Origin of the sequence: Pedobacter agri (assembly GCF_032678665.1) — a bacterium.
Lineage (GTDB): Bacteria > Bacteroidota > Bacteroidia > Sphingobacteriales > Sphingobacteriaceae > Pedobacter > Pedobacter agri_A.
On sequence record NZ_JAVTSH010000012.1, the window covers coordinates 52,244 to 76,014 of the forward strand.

The 23,771-nt window shown below is 38.8% G+C and carries 14 protein-coding genes; 3 read left to right on the forward strand and 11 right to left on the reverse strand.

Features of this window, described 5'->3' with window-relative positions:
* Positions 1-4: 4 nt before the first annotated feature.
* From egtB to R2Q70_RS20745, 5 genes are read right to left on the reverse strand one after another with little or no spacing between them, the layout of a single operon-like run.
* Positions 5-1,153 (reverse strand): ergothioneine biosynthesis protein EgtB, encoded by a 1,149-nt coding sequence (gene egtB, locus R2Q70_RS20725; RefSeq protein ID WP_316809457.1) that lies wholly within the window; start codon positions 1,151-1,153, stop codon positions 5-7.
* The gene (locus tag R2Q70_RS20730; RefSeq protein ID WP_316809458.1) at positions 1,150-2,724 is read right to left on the reverse strand and encodes an ABC transporter permease/substrate-binding protein; all 1,575 of its coding nucleotides are present in this window, start codon (positions 2,722-2,724) and stop codon (positions 1,150-1,152) included. Before R2Q70_RS20730 ends, egtB begins: the two co-directional genes overlap by 4 nt.
* Positions 2,717-3,673, reverse strand: coding sequence for an ABC transporter ATP-binding protein (locus R2Q70_RS20735; RefSeq protein ID WP_316809459.1), 957 nt, complete (start codon positions 3,671-3,673; stop codon positions 2,717-2,719). The genes R2Q70_RS20730 and R2Q70_RS20735 overlap by 8 nt, the downstream gene beginning before the upstream one ends.
* On the reverse strand, positions 3,666-5,048 hold the full coding sequence (locus R2Q70_RS20740) for a mercuric reductase (RefSeq protein WP_316809460.1): 1,383 nt from the start codon (positions 5,046-5,048) through the stop codon (positions 3,666-3,668). Before R2Q70_RS20740 ends, R2Q70_RS20735 begins: the two co-directional genes overlap by 8 nt.
* Positions 5,049-5,106: 58 nt before the next feature.
* On the reverse strand, positions 5,107-5,508 hold the full coding sequence (locus R2Q70_RS20745; RefSeq protein ID WP_316809461.1) for a hypothetical protein: 402 nt from the start codon (positions 5,506-5,508) through the stop codon (positions 5,107-5,109).
* A gap of 129 nt (positions 5,509-5,637) precedes the next feature.
* On the opposite strand from R2Q70_RS20745, the gene R2Q70_RS20750 reads away from it, so the two are divergent.
* Positions 5,638-5,835 carry a hypothetical protein gene (locus R2Q70_RS20750; protein WP_316809462.1) on the forward strand — a complete coding sequence of 66 codons (198 nt, stop codon included), beginning with the start codon at positions 5,638-5,640 and terminating at the stop codon, positions 5,833-5,835.
* 262 nt (positions 5,836-6,097) lie between these two features.
* Entirely contained in the window at positions 6,098-6,616 is a 519-nt protein-coding gene (locus R2Q70_RS20755) for an RNA polymerase sigma factor (protein WP_316809463.1), read from the forward strand.
* A 16-nt stretch (positions 6,617-6,632) separates the two neighbouring features.
* Here R2Q70_RS20755 and R2Q70_RS20760 read toward each other — a convergent pair whose 3' ends face one another.
* The 6 genes from R2Q70_RS20760 to R2Q70_RS20785 form a co-directional block, all read right to left on the reverse strand.
* The gene (locus R2Q70_RS20760) at positions 6,633-7,001 is read right to left on the reverse strand and encodes a response regulator transcription factor (protein ID WP_316809464.1); all 369 of its coding nucleotides are present in this window, start codon (positions 6,999-7,001) and stop codon (positions 6,633-6,635) included.
* Between the two features lie 176 nt (positions 7,002-7,177).
* Positions 7,178-9,100 (reverse strand): IPT/TIG domain-containing protein, encoded by a 1,923-nt coding sequence (locus R2Q70_RS20765; RefSeq protein WP_316809465.1) that lies wholly within the window; start codon positions 9,098-9,100, stop codon positions 7,178-7,180.
* A 19-nt stretch (positions 9,101-9,119) separates the two neighbouring features.
* A complete protein-coding gene (locus R2Q70_RS20770; protein ID WP_316809466.1) occupies positions 9,120-11,126 on the reverse strand; it encodes a hypothetical protein in 2,007 nt (668 codons plus the stop codon).
* A gap of 13 nt (positions 11,127-11,139) precedes the next feature.
* Positions 11,140-17,571: a carboxypeptidase regulatory-like domain-containing protein gene (locus tag R2Q70_RS20775; RefSeq protein ID WP_316809467.1), complete on the reverse strand. Its 6,432-nt coding sequence runs from the start codon at positions 17,569-17,571 to the stop codon at positions 11,140-11,142.
* A 2-nt stretch (positions 17,572-17,573) separates the two neighbouring features.
* Positions 17,574-19,289, reverse strand: coding sequence for a hypothetical protein (locus R2Q70_RS20780; protein WP_316809468.1), 1,716 nt, complete (start codon positions 19,287-19,289; stop codon positions 17,574-17,576).
* A 261-nt stretch (positions 19,290-19,550) separates the two neighbouring features.
* Positions 19,551-20,273, reverse strand: coding sequence for a LytTR family DNA-binding domain-containing protein (locus R2Q70_RS20785; protein ID WP_316809469.1), 723 nt, complete (start codon positions 20,271-20,273; stop codon positions 19,551-19,553).
* A gap of 391 nt (positions 20,274-20,664) precedes the next feature.
* On the opposite strand from R2Q70_RS20785, the gene R2Q70_RS20790 reads away from it, so the two are divergent.
* Complete coding sequence (locus tag R2Q70_RS20790) at positions 20,665-23,754, forward strand: two-component regulator propeller domain-containing protein (protein ID WP_316809470.1); 3,090 nt, start codon at positions 20,665-20,667, stop codon at positions 23,752-23,754.
* The last annotated feature ends 17 nt before the right edge of the window (positions 23,755-23,771 follow it).

The window sequence follows — 23,771 nt, forward strand, 5'->3', positions numbered from 1 at the left end:
AAAATTATTTTGCTAATCGAATGCCTGTAAACTGCCACCTCAAATGTGGATGAAAGAAATTTCTGTAAGTAATACGTTCATGGCCTGCTGGTGTAGCAACAGATGCGCCACGTAACACTTTTTGATTAACCATAAACTTGCCGTTATATTCACCAATGGCACCGGGAGCTTTGCTAAACCCTGGATAAGGCAGATACGCACTCTCCGTCCACTCCCATCGTTTGCCCCAATTAAATTTTTGTGCCGCGATTTCCCACTCAAATTCTGTTGGCAAACGTAAAGCTTTCCAACTGGCGTAAGCGTAAGCTTCATAATAACTAATGTGAGTAACTGGTGCACCCAAATCAATTTGCTGTAAGCCATTTAAAGTATAGTTATGCCATAGTCCATCGATCTGATTCCAGTACAAAGGCGCATTAATCTCGTTGTTTTTTACCCAATCCCAACCTTCGGCATGCCAGTAACTAAAATCCTGATAACCGCCTGCGTTAATGAAATCAAGATATTCCTGATTAGTAACCAGATTGCGACTAATGGAGAAGTCATTTAAATAAACTTTGTGTCGCGATAGTTCATTATCAAAACAAAAATCATCACCCTTACACCCTATTTCATAAACACCTTCAGTAATGTTGATCATATCCTCTCCAGAGCCCAACTCCGTGGAATCTTTCCAATCTTTTGAGTAAGCTGGAAACAAAGGATTGTTGCCCAGAATATATTTGATATCAGTAAGCAATAGTTCCTGATGCTGTTGTTCATGGTTGAAGCCCAGAATCAGCAATTCTATTAGCTTTTCATCAACCGTGCAGGAAAGCAATTTTTCCATCGCCTCATCTACATAGGCACGATATTGATAAACTTCATTAACACTTGGTCGGCTCAAATTTCCACGATCGGTACGGATTACCCTTGCGCCAACCGATTCATAATAACTGTTAAAAACATAATTAAACTCCGGATTAAATTCCTGGTAGGTTGCAGAAAAAGCTTTGAGGATAAAAGTTTCAAAAAACCAGGTGGTATGGCCAAGGTGCCATTTCGGCGGACTCACATCTGCAATCGGTTGAACAACATAATCCTCCGTTTGCAAAGGCTCACATATTTGTTCAGAATGCTTTCTTATGCGCAAGTATTCTTCAATAAAATTCATTTGTTGTTATCCAGATATTGCTTAAGATCTGTGATGGTATAAACACCCAGTTCTTTCGATTGTTTTCTCCGCATCATTAATGCATAAGAATTATTAAAGCCAATAGGTGTTAACCATTTGATCTGAAATTTCTTACGAAACTCATCATTTACATAACGGTAAGTTTTGTCTTTATCATGCGCTATTTGCTTTGCAAATTCGGCTTTGGGTTGCAGTAAAACCAGTAACCCTGTACCAGTATATTCCGGATAAAAATCAATCTGATCGTTTACCAAAGCGTCGAAACAAATTTTCGTACCGCCCAAACCTGTTTTGGTAGCTACCTGATAATTGGTATTTCCTTGGATCAGCATTTTATACATTTCAGCAAGGATGTATTGTTCCCCAAAAATTTTCGAGCCAATACGAATGGTGCCTCCCTTTCCATTTTTCGAAACTTTAAAAAGATTCTGGCTGATCAGGAAATCTTTCGCTACCTTTTCAGGACTTTGATGCAGCTGGTCTGTTTTATAGTTCAAATCCGTCATGATTGAATCGGTAATTTTACCTGCAAGTAAATTCAATACATTTTCAAGTTCCGGGAACTTTTTCAGTGAAGATTCACGCACAATCGGTGCGGCATAGTAAGGTGGAAAAATGCGTTGATCATCTTTCAGAATAGTGAGGTCGAAAGCTTTTAATCTTCCATCAGTAGAGTAGCCGCTAATGACATCCAGTTCCTTTTCAAAAGCAGCTTTGTACATTACCGCATCGCTGATTACGATGGTATGGATTTTCAATCCGTACACAGATTTCAAACCCAAGTCGCCATCTTGCCGCCCCATAAATTCGGGTGTAAAACCAGCTGTAAGTGAACTTCCGTATGCTTTTGGCAGCAAATAAAAGCCACTTAAAATCAGTAGAAAAACTGGCAAAACAAGTAGGACTTTGCGTAACCTTTTAAAGTTTAAATTCTGTAGCAAAGCAAGCAAACCATCCAAAACAATAGCTAAAACTGCTGCCGGGATAGCTCCAGCCAAAATCATATTGGTGTTGTTCAAAGATATTCCACCGAAAATAAATTCGCCCAAACCTCCCGCCGCAATGTATGATGCAAGTGTAGCTACACCTACATTTATGACCGTTGCCGTTCTAATCCCAGCTAAAATAACCGGCATGGCCAGTGGAAGTTCTACTTTGAAAAGTATTTGCCAAGTGCTCATCCCCATTGCTTTAGCAGCTTCCCGAATGCTTGCATCTACACCCACAATTCCGGTATAAGTATTTCTGATAATCGGTAACAATGCATAAATAAGTAAAGCTACAATAGCGGGTTTGGCGCCAATACCCAGTAAGGGAATCATAAAACCTAATAAGGCGATACTTGGAATGGTTTGAAGCACACCGGCAAAAGCCAGAACAGAACCCGATAATTTTTGTTTCCTGGCGATTAAAATACCGAGCGGCAAACCTATAACTACTGCAAAAAGAAGAGAAATAAAAGTTAAGCCTACATGTTGTAAGGTTTGGTTGAGCAATTTATCAGATTGCTCGGTCATGAATTGCCACAGGCTTTGCTGATTTTCACTCATGATATTGCTTTTTTTGATAGCGCTTAAATGCTTCGGTAAGTTCGCTAAAAGTAATATTTTTCTGTTCGCCGGATGAATTTTTAACTCCGAGCGCTGGTGCCGATTGCAATTTATCCATCGCATCCCAAACACTTGCTGTAGAAGACAGCGAAATATTATTTACAGACTCGGATGATGATGGAATCAAATCCCAAATATCATCCAGCGAGATGATTTTAAATTCCAGTGAAAGTTTCTCGCTGGCTAGAAAGTTTTTAGCAAAATCATTTACAGGTTTGTAAAGCAAATCCTTAGGCGTTCCAATCTGAACAATCCCCCCCTTGTTCATCAGGCAAATCCGGTCTGCAAGTTCGAATGCTTCATGAATATCGTGAGTAACCATCACCATCGTTTTTCGCTTCAATTCCTCTAAGCCTTTAAATTCTTTTCTGATGCTGGTTCTGGTGACATTATCCAGTGCTCCGAAGGGTTCATCCATTAATAACACGGATGGATCTGTGACCAATGCCCTGGCCAAACCCACACGTTGCTGCTGGCCTCCACTAAGTTCGCCTGGGTAGGCGGATAAATATTTCTCAGATAAATGAAGCTTCTCTATAATTTCGTTACTTCTTAATTTGATCTTCTCTTTTTCCCAACCTAACAATTTAGGAACAATGGCAATGTTTTCCGCAACGGTATAATGTGGAAACAATCCTGTGTTTTGCAGCACATAACCAATTTCTCTTCTTAGTAGCTCAGGTTTTTCTTTGGAGATATCTTTCCCGTTGACGAAAATGTTTCCAGCATCTGGCGTAATTAACCGGTTAATCATTTTAAGCGTGGTTGTTTTACCACACCCACTTGTACCGAGCAAAATGAGATTTTCTCCCTCCGATACTTCAAAGGAAACCTTTTTAACAGCCAGAGTATCGCCGTAGCTTTTGCTTACTGCCTCAACTTTAATCATCTAATTTCATAAATAGATTGTTCAAAGATTCACTATAGGTTGGGTGGGCAAAAATACCATATCGAATGTCTTCATAAGTAATTCCACCTTGCATGGCCATTTGTAAAACCGACATAATTTCTCCCCCGTCGGCTGCAATGACAGCTGCTCCAAGGATTTTTTTGGTTTTCGCATCAACCACTGCTTTCATTAAACCAAACGTTTCGCCGGTTTCAATCCCCCGGGCTACATTTGCCATTGGTAACAGTGCCACTTTATAATTTAAGCCTTGCGCTTTCGCTTCAGTTTCTGAAATACCAACCCTCGCTAATTGCGGATCAGTGAACATGCAATACGGAACCGGTCGGTTTTTTGTGCTAAGTTTTGTTTTTTCAACTAAATTGCGATACACAATTGTATAATCGTTGTATGCGATGTGTGTGAATGCCGGACCGCCCTTGACATCACCCAAAGCATAAATACCTTTGATGTTGGTTTCTAATTTCTCATTTACGATGATGTGACCTTCCTCATCTTTTTTTATTCCCGAGTAGGTTAAGCCTAATTCATCTGTTTGCGCTTTCCGACCAGCTGCCACTAGAATATGACTGCAATTAATTTTTCTGGTCCCTGATTTATCTTCAATTTTTATAGATACACCATTCTTGGTTTTCTTTACCTCTTCAATAGTAACCGCTGTTAAAACTTCAATTTTTTCGTTATCCAGTACCTTACATATTTCATCAGCAATTTCCTGATCCTCTTTCGCCAGAACATGTGGTGCTTTCTCCAGAACAGTGATTTTACTTCCAAAACGAGCGAACATTTGTCCGAATTCTAAACCTATATAATTACCACCGATAATTACCAGGTGCTCCGGAACTTCGTCAATATCAAGAATTGAAGTTGAGGTTAGATAGTCTACATCTTTTAAACCTTCTATGTCAGGAATAATTGTTTTCGCACCGGTATTAATAAAAATAAGATCTGCACTTAAATTTTCTATCTTTCCATTCATCATTTCTACCTTCAACGTTTTAGCTGCAGTAAATGAAGCATTACCCAAAAACAAAGTTAACCCTTTAGTACCTTTAATTCCTTTTTCGGCTGAAGCCTGAAATAAGTCGACTATTTCATTTTTTCTCTTGATGATTTTTTTGAGATCAACTTTCACATCCGGAATGACAACACCAAGTTTACCAGCAGTTCGAGCCTGAAAAGCAGCTCTTGCAGAGGCAATCATCGTTTTGGTTGGCGTACAGCCATCGATAATGCAGGTTCCGCCTACTATCCTTTTTTCAATAATAGCGGTTTTCATACCTGATTCTGCTAACTTCTTAGCCAATGGTGTTCCTGCTTGTCCTGCCCCGATGATAATTGCGTCGTAGTGTTTCATAATTCTCTTTTTACAGAAATAAAACTAGAAAAGCCAGTCATTGTTTGACTGGCATAGATTATAGTTTTATGGCTTTCTTTTGAGTGCTTTTTAATGCCCAATAGATAAGCACAGGCTGAAAAAATAACCGCATAAATCTTTTTTCATCAGTATCCAAACCAAAACCATTGCGTTTGTTAACGTACTGGGAAATATTGCCGGGAAAAACAGCTACGAATAATGATGCAGCCAATATACCTACAGCAGGTCTATATTTTCGGGGTGCAAATACCAACGAAGCACCCATTGCTATTTCGACAATTCCTGAAGCCACTACAGTATCATCTTTTTTCAATGGAACCCAGTCTGGAACCTGCGCTTGAAACTCTTTTCGTACAAAGGTTAAATGGCCAATGCCAGCAATAATTAATCCTGTTCCCAATATAACCCTGGCGATATTTTGTGCGGTATGCTTTTTCATAATTTCAAAACAAACTTTTATTGGAAAAGGTTTCCTGTTCATTAGTTAACGAAATTAACATCTGTAGAAAACTTTTCTAAGCTCATTCATGTTATCATTCTGAAATTAGACAGCTCAACACAAAACAAAATGAACCAGATTTTAACCGACCACGACTATAAATTAGTTATTCAAAAAATTAAGCAACTTTCTGAGATAAAAAACGCTCATTCCATTTTCATTCCGGAGATTAATGCGCTTAGAGAATTGGCCATGAATTATGAATGCAAACGTTATGATTTAACGCTAATAAATAACGCTTCGCAGCAACTTTCTGCTGCAGGTTAAATTCAAATTAATTGCTACAAGATTGTTCTAAAGTAGAATGCTTAATTTGCTATACAATTTTTAAAAAAGCAATTAAGTTATAAGTATTGAGCTAATGGGCTGGTGTTACCTACTTATTACGGACAGGTATAAATACTTGAAATATTACGCTAAGGCAATAAAAACGCTATTTTTGGAAACCAAGTTAACAAAGCTGTGTTATTAAAACTCATTCTCAGCAACAGATGCTGTAAGTATTAATGATGTTTAACTAACGCAAATAATGGATCAAATAGAATTTAGCCGAAACGCAGATCAACATTCATCTTCTTTACACTCTCATGCAATGCGTTTCACCAGAGACGAGGATGAGGCGAAAGATTTAGTTCAGGATACGCTTTTAAAAGGCATTCGTTTTTGCCATAATTTTGATGAGGGGACCAACATTAAAGGTTGGCTTTATGTAATAATGAGAAACACTTTCATTAATAATTACAGGAAAGATCAAAAACGTAATGAATTAATCACAACTGAAGAAGACCTTTCGAGTGCGCATTTGCTTAAAAGTGCCTCTAAAAATGCTTCGGAAGGAAAGTTTGTAATGGGCGATATTCAGAAAGCGCTAAACAGCATCCATCCAAATTATAGCATTCCTTTTCAACGTTATTTTGAAGGATATAAATACCATGAAATTGCAGAAGAACTAGGTATTCCGATTGGAACCGTTAAAACGCATATCCATCAAGCCAGAATAGAACTGAAAAAATACTTGAAGAACTATAGAGGCAATTATAATTTGTAAAATTTATTCAAATCTGCTAATTAGAAGGGCCAACAAAAGCGTCAACTCTTTTTAATAAATCGAAAATATCAAATGGTTTCGCGATAAAATCTTCGGCGCCACATTGCTTTTTCATTTCACTTAAAGCAGCATGGGCACTCATCATCATTACAGGAATATCTTTAGTAGCTTCGCTGTTTTTCAGCATATCGCAAACTTCAATGCCGTTGCCGTCTGGAAGCTTCACATCAAGTAGATAAAGGTCTTGTGATGCTTTACCATCAAAAGCCATAAATTCTTTAACGTTGGAGAAGCCGTAAACTTCGTATTGTTCTTCTGTTAAAATAAGCTCAATAATTTCTTTAATGCCCTGATCATCTTCGAGCAGGCATATCTTCTTCCCCATAAATTCTTAGTTCAAATTAGTTTCACTGTGTAATCAGTGATAAACCGCTAAAGTGCAAATTTGTTTTAGGTTTTAATAAAAAAAAATCAACCAGAAAAAAATATGTTGCCAAGGTTTAAATATTCTGGGGAATGAAGACCTCCATCCCCCAGAGCTTTTTCTAAGATTACATTATACTAGTTCACATCCGGAAGGAGATTTAAAAACTGTTCCTTACTTGCTGTTTTTAAATTTATTTTCACTTCAACGCCATAGGTTCGATCGTCGATATAGTTTGGAAATTCTACAACAATCCGGTCATCACTCCAAGATATGATGCTATTTATATTTACAGTTTCCTTTACGCCATTATTGATCCGATAAATACTAACTGACCTTGCTGTTTCAGCAGTATTACCAAACCCATCTCCTACTATGGTCATCCAATTCGTGTTGTTGACAAAACTTCTTGAAAAACTGCTTAAGGTTATATTACGCTGAAATGCTGAGATAAAAGCACCCCACTTATTCCTCACCTGAATGTTATAACCATTTTTAATGGCGCCGGTTGGCTGGGTCATGGTAATTGTGGCAACATTTGCATTTACTACGGCCGGGTATTTTATGCCTTCGATAAACATTTCGAAATTGGCATTGGCCGCTGTTGCATTATAATTATTTCCACTTACCACGAACGTTAACATTGAAAATCCTAAAATTCCTGATGGTGTTATGGTACAACTTGATGACAGTATTGTTGGCTCCAAATAGGTGAACGTTAAATTTCCGTTTGGATAACTGGCTTCCACATTGTTACGGTAAATCTTTATTTGTTGAACATTGGGTTGAGAAGATGAAAAACTTGGTATCAGGAATGTAACGTTTCCATCATCAACACTTACCACTTGTGCATTCTGACTACCGACTGTAACCCGGATGCCATTTGTTTGTGTACCAAAGCTATTCCCTTTAATCACCACTGTGGCACCATCAATTCCGGAAACATTGCGTAACACGGGCGACGCCTGGTTTAAACTGCTCGCCACAATATTCTGCAGGTAACTAAATGGAACGGCGTTGCTGGCTATACCATCAACAGTTACTAAAACATTTCCATTGGTACCTGCTGGTATCCGTACTTTAATCTGATTAGCAGAATGACTCAGCACCGTTGCCGCGCTTCCATTAAACGATACCACCGGAGCAGCAGCACCAATAAAATTAGCGCCAAATACCGTCAGGGTATCTTGAGCAAAAGCCGATGTTTTGCTTAAGCCTGTAATGGTTGGTGCAATTTTGTAAGTAAACGGTTGGGTATTGCTACTTACTCCATCAACGGTGACCATTACATTTCCCGATGTTGAGGCAGGTACTTTAACTTCGATACCTGTACTATTCACTGAATTAACGGCTGCAGTTACACCATTAAAAGTTACGCTAAGGTTTGGTCCGGCATCGAAATATTTACCTGCGATTTTAATTACATCGCCTACATAACCACTTCCTTTATCAAGGCTTGTAATCTGGGGAATAAATTTAAACACCGGCCCCTGATTGGAAATGCTATTGGAGGTAACGGTAACAGGTCCGTTTTTTGCCTCGGGCACTTGCGCAATCAACTGAACGGTAGATGACCTGAGGATATTTGCAGGAACGCCGTTTATGGTAACCTGATTATTGGCAGCCGTAGCGCTGAACTTACGCCCGTTAATGGTTAATTCCGTTCCTGCAATGCCTGTTAAAGGCAGTACTTCTAAAATTACAGGTGAGTCAAAATCATAAGTAAATGTAGGCCCATTAATCGCCTGGCCATTTATTTGAAGCATAACGTTACCAGTTCCAGCTTCATAAGGCACGGTTGCCAATATTACATTATTTGTTGATTTTTCAATAATAAGACCTTGCTTATTGTTGAATAACGCCCGTATCTTGGCCGTATCAACCGGGAAATTTTTTCCGTAAATGCGTACCTGTGTATTTTCTGTACCTCTACGCGGACTAATACTATCAATTACAGCAGAATTATCTGTAGGTTCATATTCGAACTTTTTTGCGCATTGCGAAAAGCACATTGCCAGTACCACCAGCAATAACCCATAAATACTATTTTTGTAAATCATCTCATCAGTAATTAATTTTTCAATTTCTTCTTATTGATTTTTCAATACCTGGCTCGCTGATACCGAGTTTGGTTTTAGCCACAATTCGATAACTATATAGCGCACCTTTTTGAGCGGAAGCATCAATGTAAAAATCATTGGTTTCTACACTGGCAATGAGTTTGAATTCCTTTTCAAGATTAGATTTCCGGTAGATGGAATTTGTGAGTTTTAAGTTATTGTGCGCTGGCCATGAAACATAAATGCCCTCAGGTTTATTGATCAGATAAAGATCTGCAGGTGCTGCTAAAACTGTTGTTAATGGAATGGTAATGCTGCTTACAGGCGATAAAATGCTCTGATTTGCTGAAGCATCAATAGCCGAAACGGCATACTCATAATCGTAACCAGGTGTAACAATGGTATCATCAAAAACAGTAGTTCTTAAAGGAGCTTCATTTAGTGATTTAAATTCCTTTTCAGTTTTTAATTTTCGGAAAACCCTATAACCAACAATGTCGTCATTTTTTTCGATCATGTTTTCCCAGAAGAGTTTGACTGCTTCATCAGCATACCTTACCCCCAAACCAGATGGATAAGGAACAAATTCTACTTTTAAAGGCTTAAACATTACAGGCAATGATACCTCGCTCATTTTCTGAGAAATATTCATCAACTGAATACCGTAAAAGTAAGTGCTTTGTCCATTTAAATTTTGCAGAGAATCTGTATAGGTATTGGTGCGCAATGCACCGGAAACAACCCTCATATCGTCTTTCGAAGTTCCTCTGAGTACATAATAAGCAAACTGATCAATCTCAGGATTTACATCCCAAAATAATTTTACCTGAGCCGTACTATCTTGCCAAACTTTTAAACCTTGTGGTGCCATCGGTATATCATGCTGACTTTTCACAGCGATATTTGCCGTTGCTGCAGGAAGCAAGGTGTAGCCTTTAACTTGTATAGTAAGTGGGCGAACCTGATAATGATAGGTTACATTAGGCAAAATTGCTTTATCAAAATACGAACTATCTGTAGCTGAAAGTGTGGCTACCTCAATAAATCCATCTGTAGACTTTCTGGATTTCAAAATTTGCACACCGGTGTAAATGCCTTCATTCGGCAATGCTTTCCATGATAACCATGCACCTTTTAACGAATCTTTAATGGAAAGATTAGTGATGCTTTTTATCTGGCTAAAAGATTTACTAACTGCATAGGCGGTGTCAGATGGCAAGCCCTGATTACCGGCAAAATCTTCAGGAACAACATAATAGCGATATAATTGACCTGGTTTTACTTCCTCTGCATAAAATGTTTTGGAAGTATCGTTCACTGAATAAAACAATGAAGGTGGATTAACTAACTGATATGATTTTTCGCCATATTTTAACCTGTAAATTTTACCAAACACAGCTGGCGCATTAGTCAGTTTGGCGGTCCAGGTAAGTTGAATCACACTATCTGCATTAACTAGATCTTTTAAACGATAGGCTCCAAAAGGAACCCGTTTTACCTCACTTATTTTTTGGGTAAACAAAATTTGTTCTTTTCCATCGCTATTTACCTTTACAACGCGGTACGCTGTTGTTGGGTTGGTATTTTTGATATTTTCATCTTCCCAAATCATACCCATTCCCCTTAAAAACTCCTTCGAAATAAGGAACATGCCCAAGCTTTTAATATTGCCAGATTGCAGCTGTTTGTAAGCCGCGCTACCGTCTGTTACTTCGAGTGCATTTTTAACAGCATCAGCGATAACGTTTCCAGCCCGCTTAGTAAAGTCATCAAAGGAATTTGGAAAGGTTAGTGTATTAATTTTTTTAAAGTTTCCTCTCCCATTTTCATCTTTATAAACATCAAACTGTTTAACCATGCCTTTGTAGCTATTAAAACTTGATCGGCCTTCTACAGAAGGAACGATGCCATACACAGCATTTTTACCAGGCATTAATTGGCCCATTTCTACTCCTGTATTTGTTGGGCCTTGTGCCTTAACCCAAAAGCAAATAATGGAGAGACACATTGTGATAATTGTTTTCATAAATTTTTTTAGGTTATAAATCAACATAAAAGCTTAAATCGAGTTTCTTTGCAGCCTTCTCTTTGAAGGTGATCTTCGCTCCTCCTCCTGCACAGAGTTTTACTCCCATTCCACATAAAACGCCGAAGTCAACATCATTACAGCTTGGGTTACAGCCACCTAATTTGCATTCTATTCTTCCATGCGCTTTCCCGCTGAAAAACCAACCATCTGCTTCGTTTCTTCCGCCCATAAATTCGAATCCAGCCTGGTAGTTTATACCGGCACAGAAAACCAGACAAGCATCAAATCCACCCCCCATATCGCCCGCAACGCCAATGAGGTAGCTATTTTCTGCAAAATTGAAAATCAATTTCGCCTTTGCTTCAGTCGAATACCAGAACTTCAAACTCGCAATCAGCACTTTAAATTCGAGTGGTTTTTCTTTTGGAATACCCATTTTAGAATATGTATTTACATATATTCCTGAGAAAACATCTTTTACATATCTCGTATCTACATTTTGGAAGTAATGACTCACCCTATCGCCACGAGTGCTTGGGTTTTTAACACCCACACCCAGTGCGAATTCTCCATTTGATTTTATTAAACCTAATAAATTGGCCTCCATGCTGCAGCCTAAAAAAGCAAAGCGATCGTCATTTTTCAAACTGATGATTAAATCGCCTTGAATTTTTGCCTTTGCTAAACCTTTTATGGGTTCAATTTGTGCGTCGACAGCGATACTGAATGTTGCCTGAGGAAAATCTAATTTCATTCTAGCGTGTGCTACGTTCAAGGCTGTGCCGATTACCACAGTGCCATAACCTTCAAATATAGGCCCGCTGCGAACGGTTAAACCAATTGGATCCAGCTTGATTGCAGTACCTAAATTGGCAATGGAAAGTGCGCCATTAATATCAACCATAAAATCTTTGGTAGCGGTGTTATATTTAAATCCGCCTCCTACACCTTCTATGGTTACAAAACCAATCGGAATGGTGATATTAGCATCAAATTCGGCACCAAAATCAATTCCTCCCTTAACCTTCCAATAATGAAACTTAATTCCTGCATCGATTGGTGTGCCTGGTATTCCGAGTTTACCTCCACCTTCAAAACCTTTATCATTCATGGCAACTTCAATCTCGGTTTTCAATACCGGTACATCCAGCGATGCCTTGATTTTGCCTACCGAAACACTTACATCACTGCCACTATTTTTGAAGGAAATATCTGCGGCGCTCAAACTCAACAAGGGTACATCAACCGAAAGTGCGCCCTGAATGCCGATTAACGGCGTGCCACCTGTATTATCGAATTTGATGGCCTGAACTTTAATTTTTGCGAATGTAAGGTCAGATTCGAAGTTTACCGGCGCATCTACCAGGAAGCGTCCGTTGGTATGCACTTCAAAAATTGGAATATTGATTTCAGAGGTGAAGAATTTGGTAAACTTAATTTTACCAGAACCACCTAACTTGTACACTCCTGACTGGTTTGGAACCTGGCCAAAAGAAATTGGAGAAGCGCCCTTTTTAAGATTTACAATATTGAAGATATTGATTCCAGATTCCGGGATGATAAATTTCCCGCCAAAAAACATATCGCGGCTGATGGAAACATCAGAAAAATCGATGTTCGAAGTTCCGGATGCCGGCACTTTAATCACCATTTTGCCGCCAATTTTAAAACCATCTTCATTAAATAAGAAAGAAGCCAGCGTAGCACTCCAATCTAATATTTTAATAGCGGGCAAGTTGTTTTGTGAAACTTTAACGCGTTTTACCGATAAATCTGAGCCGATAACAAATTCCTCAATTTTAAAAACAGAAGATTTAATCGGACCTAAATCTGGCGTGTGTATTTCTCCGACAAAATGTAATCCATCTTTATCGATGAACGATTGTTCGGTTTGGGCCAAAAATTTAAAGCCGTAAACGCTGCCTTGCCAACCTGCCTGCGGACCTTTGATTTTATATTTTATGGCAGTTTGAGCAGTGCCCGCTGAGCTAAACAGCGTTACAGAACTAAAAGCTGTAACATTTTCAGGAACCAGTTTAACCGCAGCATTGATTAAACTCCAGCCACGGCCGCCTTGTATCGCTGTCATGTTTGCCTCAACTTCTCCTGTAACTTTACCCCCGCCATTGCCATCGGATTCTACAATTATTCCGTTTTGAGATTTAATGGCAACCGGAATGAAATTTAGCAACTTGAAGGATAATGAAAGTTCGTCGGTTACAATTTTATTACCCTCCGGAACTGCGTTATTATTTGCATCGAAGTTGATTTTGGCATTACTAAACTGCATTTTGATATTGCCAATAGCTTTCAAATCGCTCAAAGCAGGGATCAGGTTCACAAAGGCGCCAGAAACCCGATATCCGTTGCCTTCCTGAACCATTTGATCGAGCTCTACCTCGAAACCTAAAATTTTGGCAATGTTCCTTCCACCGCCATCGGCCAAGGCAAAATCTTTTTGTACAGCGCCACTATTTGTATTTACGGTTTCTGTTTTAGCAATATAACCTGATTTTGATGCTTTCAATTGGAAGCTACCCTTTGGAATATATAGGTTATAACCACCTGTTGCATCAGTAGTGGTAAAGAGATAAGGTTTTTCTTCTACTTTAACGGTAGCGCCGCTAACCGCCGAATTATTATTTCTTACAAAACCACTAACTTTTATCCCTTTTTGGAGTTTAATTGTTTTCGGCAGCTCACTACCATTTTCGTTGATGAGTAAACTTTCCTCAACCATCACATAAGCACTGCCTGCTGGCGCTTTAACCGAAACTTTCGCGTCGCCGCCGAAGCCTACGTAAAACCATTCTCCTTTGTTATCGGTAACTCCCGTGGTATCAAAAAGCTTAATTTGTGCATTGGCAATTACCCCATTTGTTTCCGCATCGGCTATTTTAAATCTAATTTTCCCCAGTTTTCTTTTCAAAAAGCCAACGTCACCCAAATCAAGTGTAGTAAGCGTATTCGATCCATAATTTGAGCCCGTTAAAGTATTGTCAAACAGCTCTGACAAGGCCCCAACTACATTGCTGTTTAAATTGGCGGTCGAACTAAAATTAGATGATGAGAAGTTAACCATTTTCGCACCCGAGCCCGAAACATTTGTAATTGTTGGTGCAACAGGCGAAGAAAAAGATTTAATACCAGAGTTATTGATACTGGCAACACTTTGAGAGGCAGCAACGCCAAACAATACTGGTGAAAAGGAAATTCCTTTAGCCAGTTCGTTTTTAACGGTTGGAGTATTCATCAATTGAATACTTAAATCAACTGCGTTGGCCTGCGTGTTTTTAAGGTTAACCGCCCGGGTATCTTCGTAAATTTTATCGTTTTTGAAAATATGTGCAGACTCCAATACATTGCCCGGCAGTTGAACAGAATTACCCGCTGTTCCGTTACCATTATTGTTTCCAGTAGATTTTGCAGGAATGATCACCTGGATTCGCTCATCTACATAACCTTCCTTTTTGATGATTAAATAATGCGTTCCCGGAAAATAAGTAGTACTGAACAAACCGGTTTCTCCTGAAGTAAACATATCCGTTGAGCCTTCAAAATTGAGCCTGGCATTGCCTAAAGCTTTTTTATCCTCAGCAACAACTCTACCTGCAACCTGTACCAATTCTGGTTTTATCCTGAATGAAACATCCTTTTTCTCGCCATCTAAAACCCTGTTAATGATGATTTCGTTTGATGGATCAATCTTGAGGTTTTTAAATTCGGCAGGCACCTGAATAAGTTTAACCGTGAATGATTTACCCTCTTTTAATCGGGGTAAATTACCAATGGCGTAATTGCCCGCACTATCTGTTCTTGACGTATAAGCCATATCTACGAGCACTCTGTCGATACCGCTACTGCCTTGGAATGAAGTACCAAGATTAGCTGCAAGTGTATTCATTTTTCCACCGCCCAAGGTTGAATTTACCGCGGTACTAGCATAGAAATTTCCAGTAGAGGTTGATTTAGTTGTTGCAAGGGTTTGTAACGGCTTACTGGCCTGCACATTTGTATTTGCAATAGAAATACCTGCTACCAACTGACTACTGTATTGACTTGCTCCAACATTTACAAACGGCGACCCCTGCACAGTTGATTCTTCAACATCATCTTTATTAAATACAACCTTAACGATAGCATCCTTAACGGATGCGAAACCATTTTGTAGTGATAATTGAACCGAACCAACAATAGCTGGAGGAAGCGCAATCAGCTGGTACGTTGGTTTTACGTTAACCACTTGTGTGTTTGACAGTTCAACATCAGCCACTTTTAAACCACCTGATGTAGAGGTTATGTTGCCACCAGTACTGAGTTTAACCGTGTAATTAATGCTATGAAACAACTTCGCAAATTTGAAACTAGCCCCGCTTCTGGCAGCCACACTATCTACCGCAACAAGAACCATGCTTTTTCCATTAACTGTTTCTCTCACTTTCCTGTCGGATGATAAATTGCCATCATCATTTAAAAAAGGATAAGCAATGGCATCTGCATCTTCACGATAGATTTTTACTACAATGTTCTTTTTATCATTTTCCGATCCCTGAATTTGGGGCAGTTCAATCACTGGAGAATAACGATAGGTTGATGCCAGGCAGATGATTTCTCCCAAATCAATATCCGTATTCTTCAGCATGCTTACTGGTATAGTTTTAGTCTCCTCGATAGCACCTTTACTTACCACAATTTTAATCTGGCTGTAGCGGTCTCCGCCAGTGAAATTCAAGTCGGCAAAATTCACATCGAAATTACCTTCAGCATCGGTTTTGCCAGAAGCGATTAAATTAGGCTCAAGATTTTTGATGGTAAAATTCCCTTCATTTTTTTTACCACTGGCCGGTTCGCTCGAATTTTTACCATCCTTTGATGTACCTGGTATTACGGCTACTTTGCTATTTTTGGATGAGAAAATACCGAACTGCGAGTTGGTTTGCTCCTTCTGTTTTTCCTGCTCTTTTTGAACAGTTGCGTTGTAAGGGTTTAAAATTGCCGGCGTTGTATTAGGAACACCAATTATTTTGACGGTGGCACCAGCGAGCGGCTTTTTATCGGATGATGCTATCCCGCTGGATGCGTCAATGCCAGAATCTAATTTTCGGTGACCAGTTACAAATATGGCCGAAGAAACTGCAGCATTAGCAGTAGCCGTAATTGCGCTTACATAACCATTATTGGCTGCTGCAGCAATAATGGTTTTATCAGTAGTAATTGCGTTGCGAACGTTAGTAGGATTATCTGTTAATGGATTAAAGGCATTGTAAACAATACCGCCAATTACCCCATTTCCAACAGATGCATTACTGGTGGTTGCTGAATTTGATGTTGATGTTGTTGCAGTTGCGGCCATAAGTCCGGCAGTCGCATATCCGTTTGGCATTTTCAATATGTCTGCAACGGTGTTCATTCCCGCAGTAATCAGCGGATTACCTCCACTACCACCACTATTATTCGGCGTAACGCCTTTATAACTGTCTTCGCTCGCCTTGAAAGCCCAAAGTGCTTTACCTTTTATGCTATTGGTAGTCATCGGTTTTTTAGGCGATGATTTTGTTTCTTCTGTTGTGGTTGTCGCCGTGGCTGTAGTTGCAGCGTTATAAATAAATGAGCTTACCTGACTAATTCCATTATTTCGAAAAGCATAAGCATTATTCGGATCGAAGGCAGTTACCGCTAGCACATATCTTCTGCCAGCTGTTAGCTGTGGATCTGCCGGATTATAAACATATACATTGCCCATCACCTCCTTTTCAAAGAAATAAGGGGGCACGGCAGTTAAATAAGCGTCATTCGGGTTTCGATTCACCTGGGTTTCGATTATCCTCACTTTATATCTGATTGAAGGCGGTGCACCGGGAGGAGTGGTCCAGTTGATGGTAAAAATATTTCCGGCAGTTGATTTCAGTTCCTCTCCGTCAAGGGGTTTGATTACCAGTGGAGGTTCCAAACTGCTAATAGAAAACCGGTTACTACATCCAACAGGTTCATCGGCACTAATTGGCGCATTGGTGTTGTAGTCGTAAGCCTGCATACAGACCTGATAACTGCCTTCTGGCAATCCATTTCCACGGATAAATTCATCTTTGGTAATGCCTGTATAGGTAAGCTGGTTATAATCAAAAAGTGTAACCAGATCAGCTCCGTTCAAGTTGCGCACCTGCCCAGGTGCCAGTGTTATTGCGGCTGAGCTTTTATAATTCCTGCCAACTTCCAATCTAATGCCATTGTCGCCCACTACCGCAGCACGTAACTGTATTTGCTGTGTTCCAGCCGATTGATTGGTTAAGGTGATAAGCACTTGTTGCGGTCTGCTTTCGTAATCGGTAATTCGATTTGGATAAGGTGGTAAAATCCGAATGGAAACACCTACCTGTGCTTTTAGTGTCTGTGTAAAAGCCAATGCTAAAATGAATACGATAAAATAGATAAATTTTTTCATGACTAAAATTTTATTTGATAGGCTAATTCCCCTCTTAACTCGCTGTATTTTTGCTGTAATCCTTCGGTATTTGCCGGAGAGTTACTTAAAAAGTAAAGTCCGAAATCGATGTTATGCCCCTTTCTAACCCTATATTTCGTATTAAAGGAGCCGTTGTAAATCAAACTTTTACCGATGGCTTGCTCGCCAATTGTTATCGAATGGTTGGTTGACATCCGCAATAAAGATTTTAGCAGGGTGATGTCGCCGCCTAATGAAAATCCGGTATAGGTTTGGTCGATGCCCATTCCTTTCAATTGGGTGGCATTAATGCTGGTATTGAGGTTGATGCCTTGCTTAACAAAGCCAATATTATAACTTGCTAAAAACTGTTTCGTATCCATGTTCCTGCTCATCGCACTCTCGCCAAAAAATTGATTAAAATCGTTGAGGTTGCTGAGTGTAGCCGCAAGGCTGATCATATGACTATATTTTTCGTTGCTAAAAATGTACCTGGGCATCAAGCTATACATTTCTGTGGTTTGTACAATCCTTAATGAATCGGCAAACCGTACGGTATTAGGACTCTGGTTATTGGAGTAATTGCTATAACTGGCATCGATACCAAACCTATCGGTAAATTGTATCGTTGCATTTCCTGCGCCAATGAATCTTTTATTGGTAGCGTTTTTCTGGTTTTGAAGATTATCCTTTTGGATACCCACACTGCCATTAAAACTGATTTTATTTTTCCAGGCCAGAAATGAGGGTGCGATGGTCCAGGCCTCAATATCTGAAGTAATAAAATAGGCGCCCATCGATTTAAATTCAGGATCAATACGGCGATAGTTTACTTTTAGGCCATATTTTTTGTCGCGATAACCCACACCAGCACTAAAGGCAGTATATAATTCGCTGGTTGCATTAATATCGGCATACTTTTTTATGGTTTTTAAAATCGGATCCTCTAAAGAATCTAATGGCAAAGTGGTGTATAAGTTGCGGGTATATAAACTTACTGCAGCTTCACTTTCAATTAGGAAATATTTCAGGAAAGTAATTTGCCCTTTATAACCTAAAACAGTGTTTCCGGCAGGCGCAATAGGGTTATATTGTTTATTTAGCTGACCACGGGCAAAACCTGTACTATCATCCTTCGCTTTTAAATAGCTAAAATCGATAAAACTCTTTGCCGAGCCATAACCAACTTTTACAGCATAACCTTTACGGGTAAATGCTTGTGGTGCTAACGATTGCGTTAGCGTATCAATCACAGTGGCCTTATTTAATCGGCCATACATAAAACCCAGCCTAAATTTCCCCGGATTTAGCTCAACACCGGCGCCCAACATGGTATGGCCACCTAAAGTATAAGGAGAAAAATTTACGTTGCGGTAACCCGCATGTAAGGTAATCCATTTATAGGTTGGGCTTAAACCAAACTGATTAAACGGCTGTTGGAAGTTTGTTTTTCGGTCTGTGTAAACAATACTAAAAGGAACATCCCATCCATAAAAACTTAATGTAGGGCTACCGCTTAAAATTAATGAAAAGGGATTGCGCCGGTTTGCCGCTCCGTTCATTTGGTAACCAATTGTACGAACCTCTAATGCGCCACTGTAACTGAATGGTTTTGCATTTTTGATATTTGCAATATCCTGTGCAAGCAAAGGTTTTGTCAGCACTAATAGGAGGAGGATGCAGCTTAACCTTCTAATGAGAAAAAAGAATTGTATCATAGCTGTTCAATTAATTTAGTAATCAAAAAAACAGCTTTAATTCATCTCATTTTTAGCTAGTGATTGGGTATGTGCTTTTATTGAGCGAATTAGGATTTTCGATGAGTAAGCTTTTTCAAGCCCAGAGCAAATAGCAGCTTAACAACGCCTATTCGCAAAATGATAAGGTTTTAGCGGAAATCATGAGCACCAAAAATAAGCCTATAAAAAAGGCTCAACCAGGTTGGTTGAGCCTAAGAGCGCTCATATTAATTTCATAAATCAAAATAATCTTTGCATTAAATTTTCTTTTTTCTGAACAGATACCTCGATTTCTGCTCCATCCGATAATTCCAGTGTGCCACCATCTCCCTTACGGTATTTCACCACATAATCAAGATTAATAATTACAGAACGGTTAACCCGCATAAATTGTGTATCGTCCAAAACAGGTTCATACTCTTTCAGGGTTTTTGAAACCACTATTTTTTTGTTGTCAGAAAGGATAAAAACACTATAGTTACTCATGGCCTCTACCCTAATGATATTGGCTTTATCTACCAGGTAAATACCTTCGGCAGTTGGTAATGCCAATTTGTTTCTTGATTTTTTTTCAGGCAAACTGATCTTGCTTGAAGCTTTTTCCATAACCCTCTTTTTCAGTCGGTTGATAGCAGTTTTTAGTTCATCTTCATCAACTGGTTTCATTAAATAATCCAGGGCACTTAATCGCAGCGCATCCAAAGTATAACTGTCGTAAGCAGTAGTAAAAATCACTTCGAAATTAAATGTCCCAATGTTCTCCAATACTTGAAAACCATTCATACCGGGCATTTCTACATCAAGGAATAAAACATCAATACCAAGATGACTTAAATTTTCTAATGCTTTGGCGGGCTCATTGAAAACGCAAATTACCTGAAGCTCATCCTCAAAAACAGCCAGCTTCCTTTCAAGGAGTTTGCTGCCTCTAATTTCATCGTCTAAAATGGCCGCTTTTAACATAGCTTATTTTTTAAATAAATTTCGTTTAATTATTTCTGCCGAACAATGATATCATGCGATTTTATTTACGAATATATCATCATCAAAAATTTATTGAAACATAAATGATTGACTGATCGTGTTCAATGAGCAGAATTCGCCTTATAGTGAGTGAAGGACACTTTACAAAACATTAACTGCTCACTAAAAACATAATGCGCTACTGTTTCCAGAAAGGTTTTCCCAGTCATCATTCAAAAATCTTTCATGCAAAAATATACATTGAGCAAAGCGTGAGTTTAAATGAGTGAATGGGCAATTTAGCTTAGTTTAATTTGATGTTACTTGTTATATTTATGTGTTATTTTGGTTAACGGGAAACACCAGTAAATTAAATTACCGCTCAACAGTTATGAAAACGTGGATAATTTCTTTAATTATTCTTGCATTTAGCTATAACCTGGCTAAAGCGCAGCCTTTTCCTAATTTAAAGTTTAATCAAATAACGGTTAAAGATGGCTTAAGTACCAACGCGGTAAGGTGTACTTACGAAGATCGAAACGGGATTATCTGGATTGCCACTGCCAAAGGGCTAAACCGATACGATGGAACGGGCATTAAAGAATTTAAGCACAATGATGCCGATAGTACATCTATTTGTAATGATGCAATTATAAATATTGCTGCCGACAAGGAACAACAGTTGTGGTTAGGCACCGCGAAAGGTTTATCGCGTTTTAATCCGCAAACAGGAAAATCAGTCAACTACCTTAATCAACCTAAAAATAAAAATAGCTTAGCAAGTAATTATAATTGTACACCCTTTGTAGATAGCAAAGGTAACCTATGGATTGCTACCGGAAAAGGGATACAACTGTTTAATTATCATAAAAATATTTTCGTTACCATCCCACCACCTCCGGTAGAAAAAGCTGATGAACACAATGCTTTCAATTTGATTAGGGAAGATAAAAACCACAGGTTATGGGCTCTGGCCCAAAAAGGTTTGTATTTAATTGATCAACAGAACAAGAAACTTCGTGCTTACAACCAGCAAGACAACATATTAACACTCTATCAGGCATCTGACGGGAACAGCTATATAGGCAAGGCAGAAGCTGGCCTTAATTCTTTTAATCCGAGAGAAAATATTGTAAAACCAATTGTTATTCCATTTTTGAAGAGACCAAGCAGACGGGTAAATGATATCGCTGAATGGACTGATCACAATCAAAACACGTGGTTATGTGTTGCTGCAAGCGGTGGTTTTATTTTGAAAAATTTAAGAGATGACCAGATCCGGGGCTACATATCTGACGAACTTAATCTAGCGGCCTTAAACGCGTTTAACATCTACCACATAGCAAAAGACAGGCAAAACCGTTTATGGTTATCAACCGATAATGGCATTAGCATTATTGACCCGAACTTTCAAAATTTCGAAAACATTCCGCTTTATCAGCAAATTAAACTAAACAATCCGAAACTATTAGGTATTCCAAATAATATGCTCGAAACGGAAGACCGATTTTACATTACCTGCTATTACGCAAAGGGCATTTATACTTTTAACAAGAACTGGCAGCTTTTGTCGCATATTGCACAAATACCGGAAAATGCTAAGAGTTTTCTGAGCAAATCAATCAACAGCATTTACCGGGATGATCAAAAGAATTTTTGGTTTAGCACTGATTCAGGACTGGTAAAAAAAACAGGTACTCGTTACAAAATATTCTTCCCTCCTGTTGATACAAGCAATAAAGATAACCTGGTGATCTCCAAACTGTATAAAAGAAAAGATGGTAAATTTTGGATCAGAGCCAGGCAAAATGGCGTTTACCTATTTAATCCGGAAACTGAAAAATTCCTTAAACAATATCTTCCAGATGGTAAAGACATTGATGGGCCAGTTTATTCAGGTTTAATTGATAAGCAGGATGATTTTTGGATTGGTGCTACAAAAAACATCAGCGTTTTTAACCCTACCAGAAATGCTTTCGACAAAATTACCATTAAAGATATTGATGGTAAAGTACGCGATGTAACCTGGGTTACCGACATCACTCAAGACAAAGAAAATGTGATTTGGGCGGTTTCGGATATTGGATTAATGAAAATCGATAAGAAGCTTAAAACCGGTTTGCTCATCGATCATAAGATGAAATTGCCTGAAAATTACCTTAAAAGAATACTCATTGATTCGACAGGAAACTTATGGATTCCATCACAACAGGGAATTATCAGGTACGATAGAAAAAAAAAGTTTACCTACTTTAATTTCAATAATGGCCTACCCTTTCAGTACGAAGGACATGGTTTTTTTGAGATTGATAAAACAGGGCATTTCTTACTAAGTTACAGTGGCTATGTAACGCGTTTTAACCCCTATAACATTAAATCGAACACGGCTATACCAAGGGTTATTTTTATGGATTTTAGTGCCGACGGACAAGAAAAGACAGTACAAGTTGCCAGCAATACAAAAACAATTACACTTAAGCCTGGTACGAAAATAGTAAACATTCATTTTGCCTTAACCAGCTATACTGCGCCACAGGAAAATAAATATTTTTATAAAATTGGGAAAGAGGCAACGTGGCAGCAGGTAAAAAATGGGGATATTGCTTTAGGGAGCATGCCACATGGCCAGTATGTGCTGTATATAAAAGGTTGCAATAATGATGAAGTTTTTAGCACAGAAGAGCAGCTCTTAATCATCGTATCGCCACACTGGTACGAAAAAAATTGGTTTATAATTTTGTGTGTTCTCCTAATTGTAGTTACCATATTTTTACTAGTCAGACGAAGAATAATTTTTATTCGAAATCAGTTTCTGATCAAACAAAAGTTATCTGAAAGCGAGCTGAAGTCTATCCGTTCACAGATGAATCCACATTTTATCTTCAATGTGCTCAATTCTATTGAAGCTTACATCATGGAAAATGATAAAAAAACAGCTTCGAGATTGATACAAAAGTTTGCCGCATTGAGCAGGCTCATTTTAGAAAATTCGACCAAAAGCCTGGTTACTGGTGATAAGGAATGGAAGGCGTTAATGTTGTACACCGAATTAGAGGCCATGCGCTATGTTGGGGCATTCACTTATAGTTTTGAGGTAGATGAAGACATTCAGCTAAAAAGCATTCATCTTCCGCCCATGCTCATTCAGCCTTTAATTGAAAATGCCATCTTGCATGGACTCATTTCTGATGAACAAACTGATGGACAGTTGAAGGTAACACTAAGTAAAACCGATAGTAGCATTTGTATTTCTGTTCAGGATAATGGTGTTGGTTACGGTACCACCACTAAAACCAATCGGTTCAATGGCATTAAGGAAAAATCTATGGGTTTGGCCTCTATTAAAGAAAGGATCGAGATGATTAACAAACAGAATCCTAGAGGTGTAATGGCGAGTTTTTCAATTCAACCAGGGAAAAATCAGAAAGGTACAATTGCTCAAATATGTTTACCGTTTTTTGGTGAACCCGATGAAAGGTAATTTTTAGGCCAGCTAAA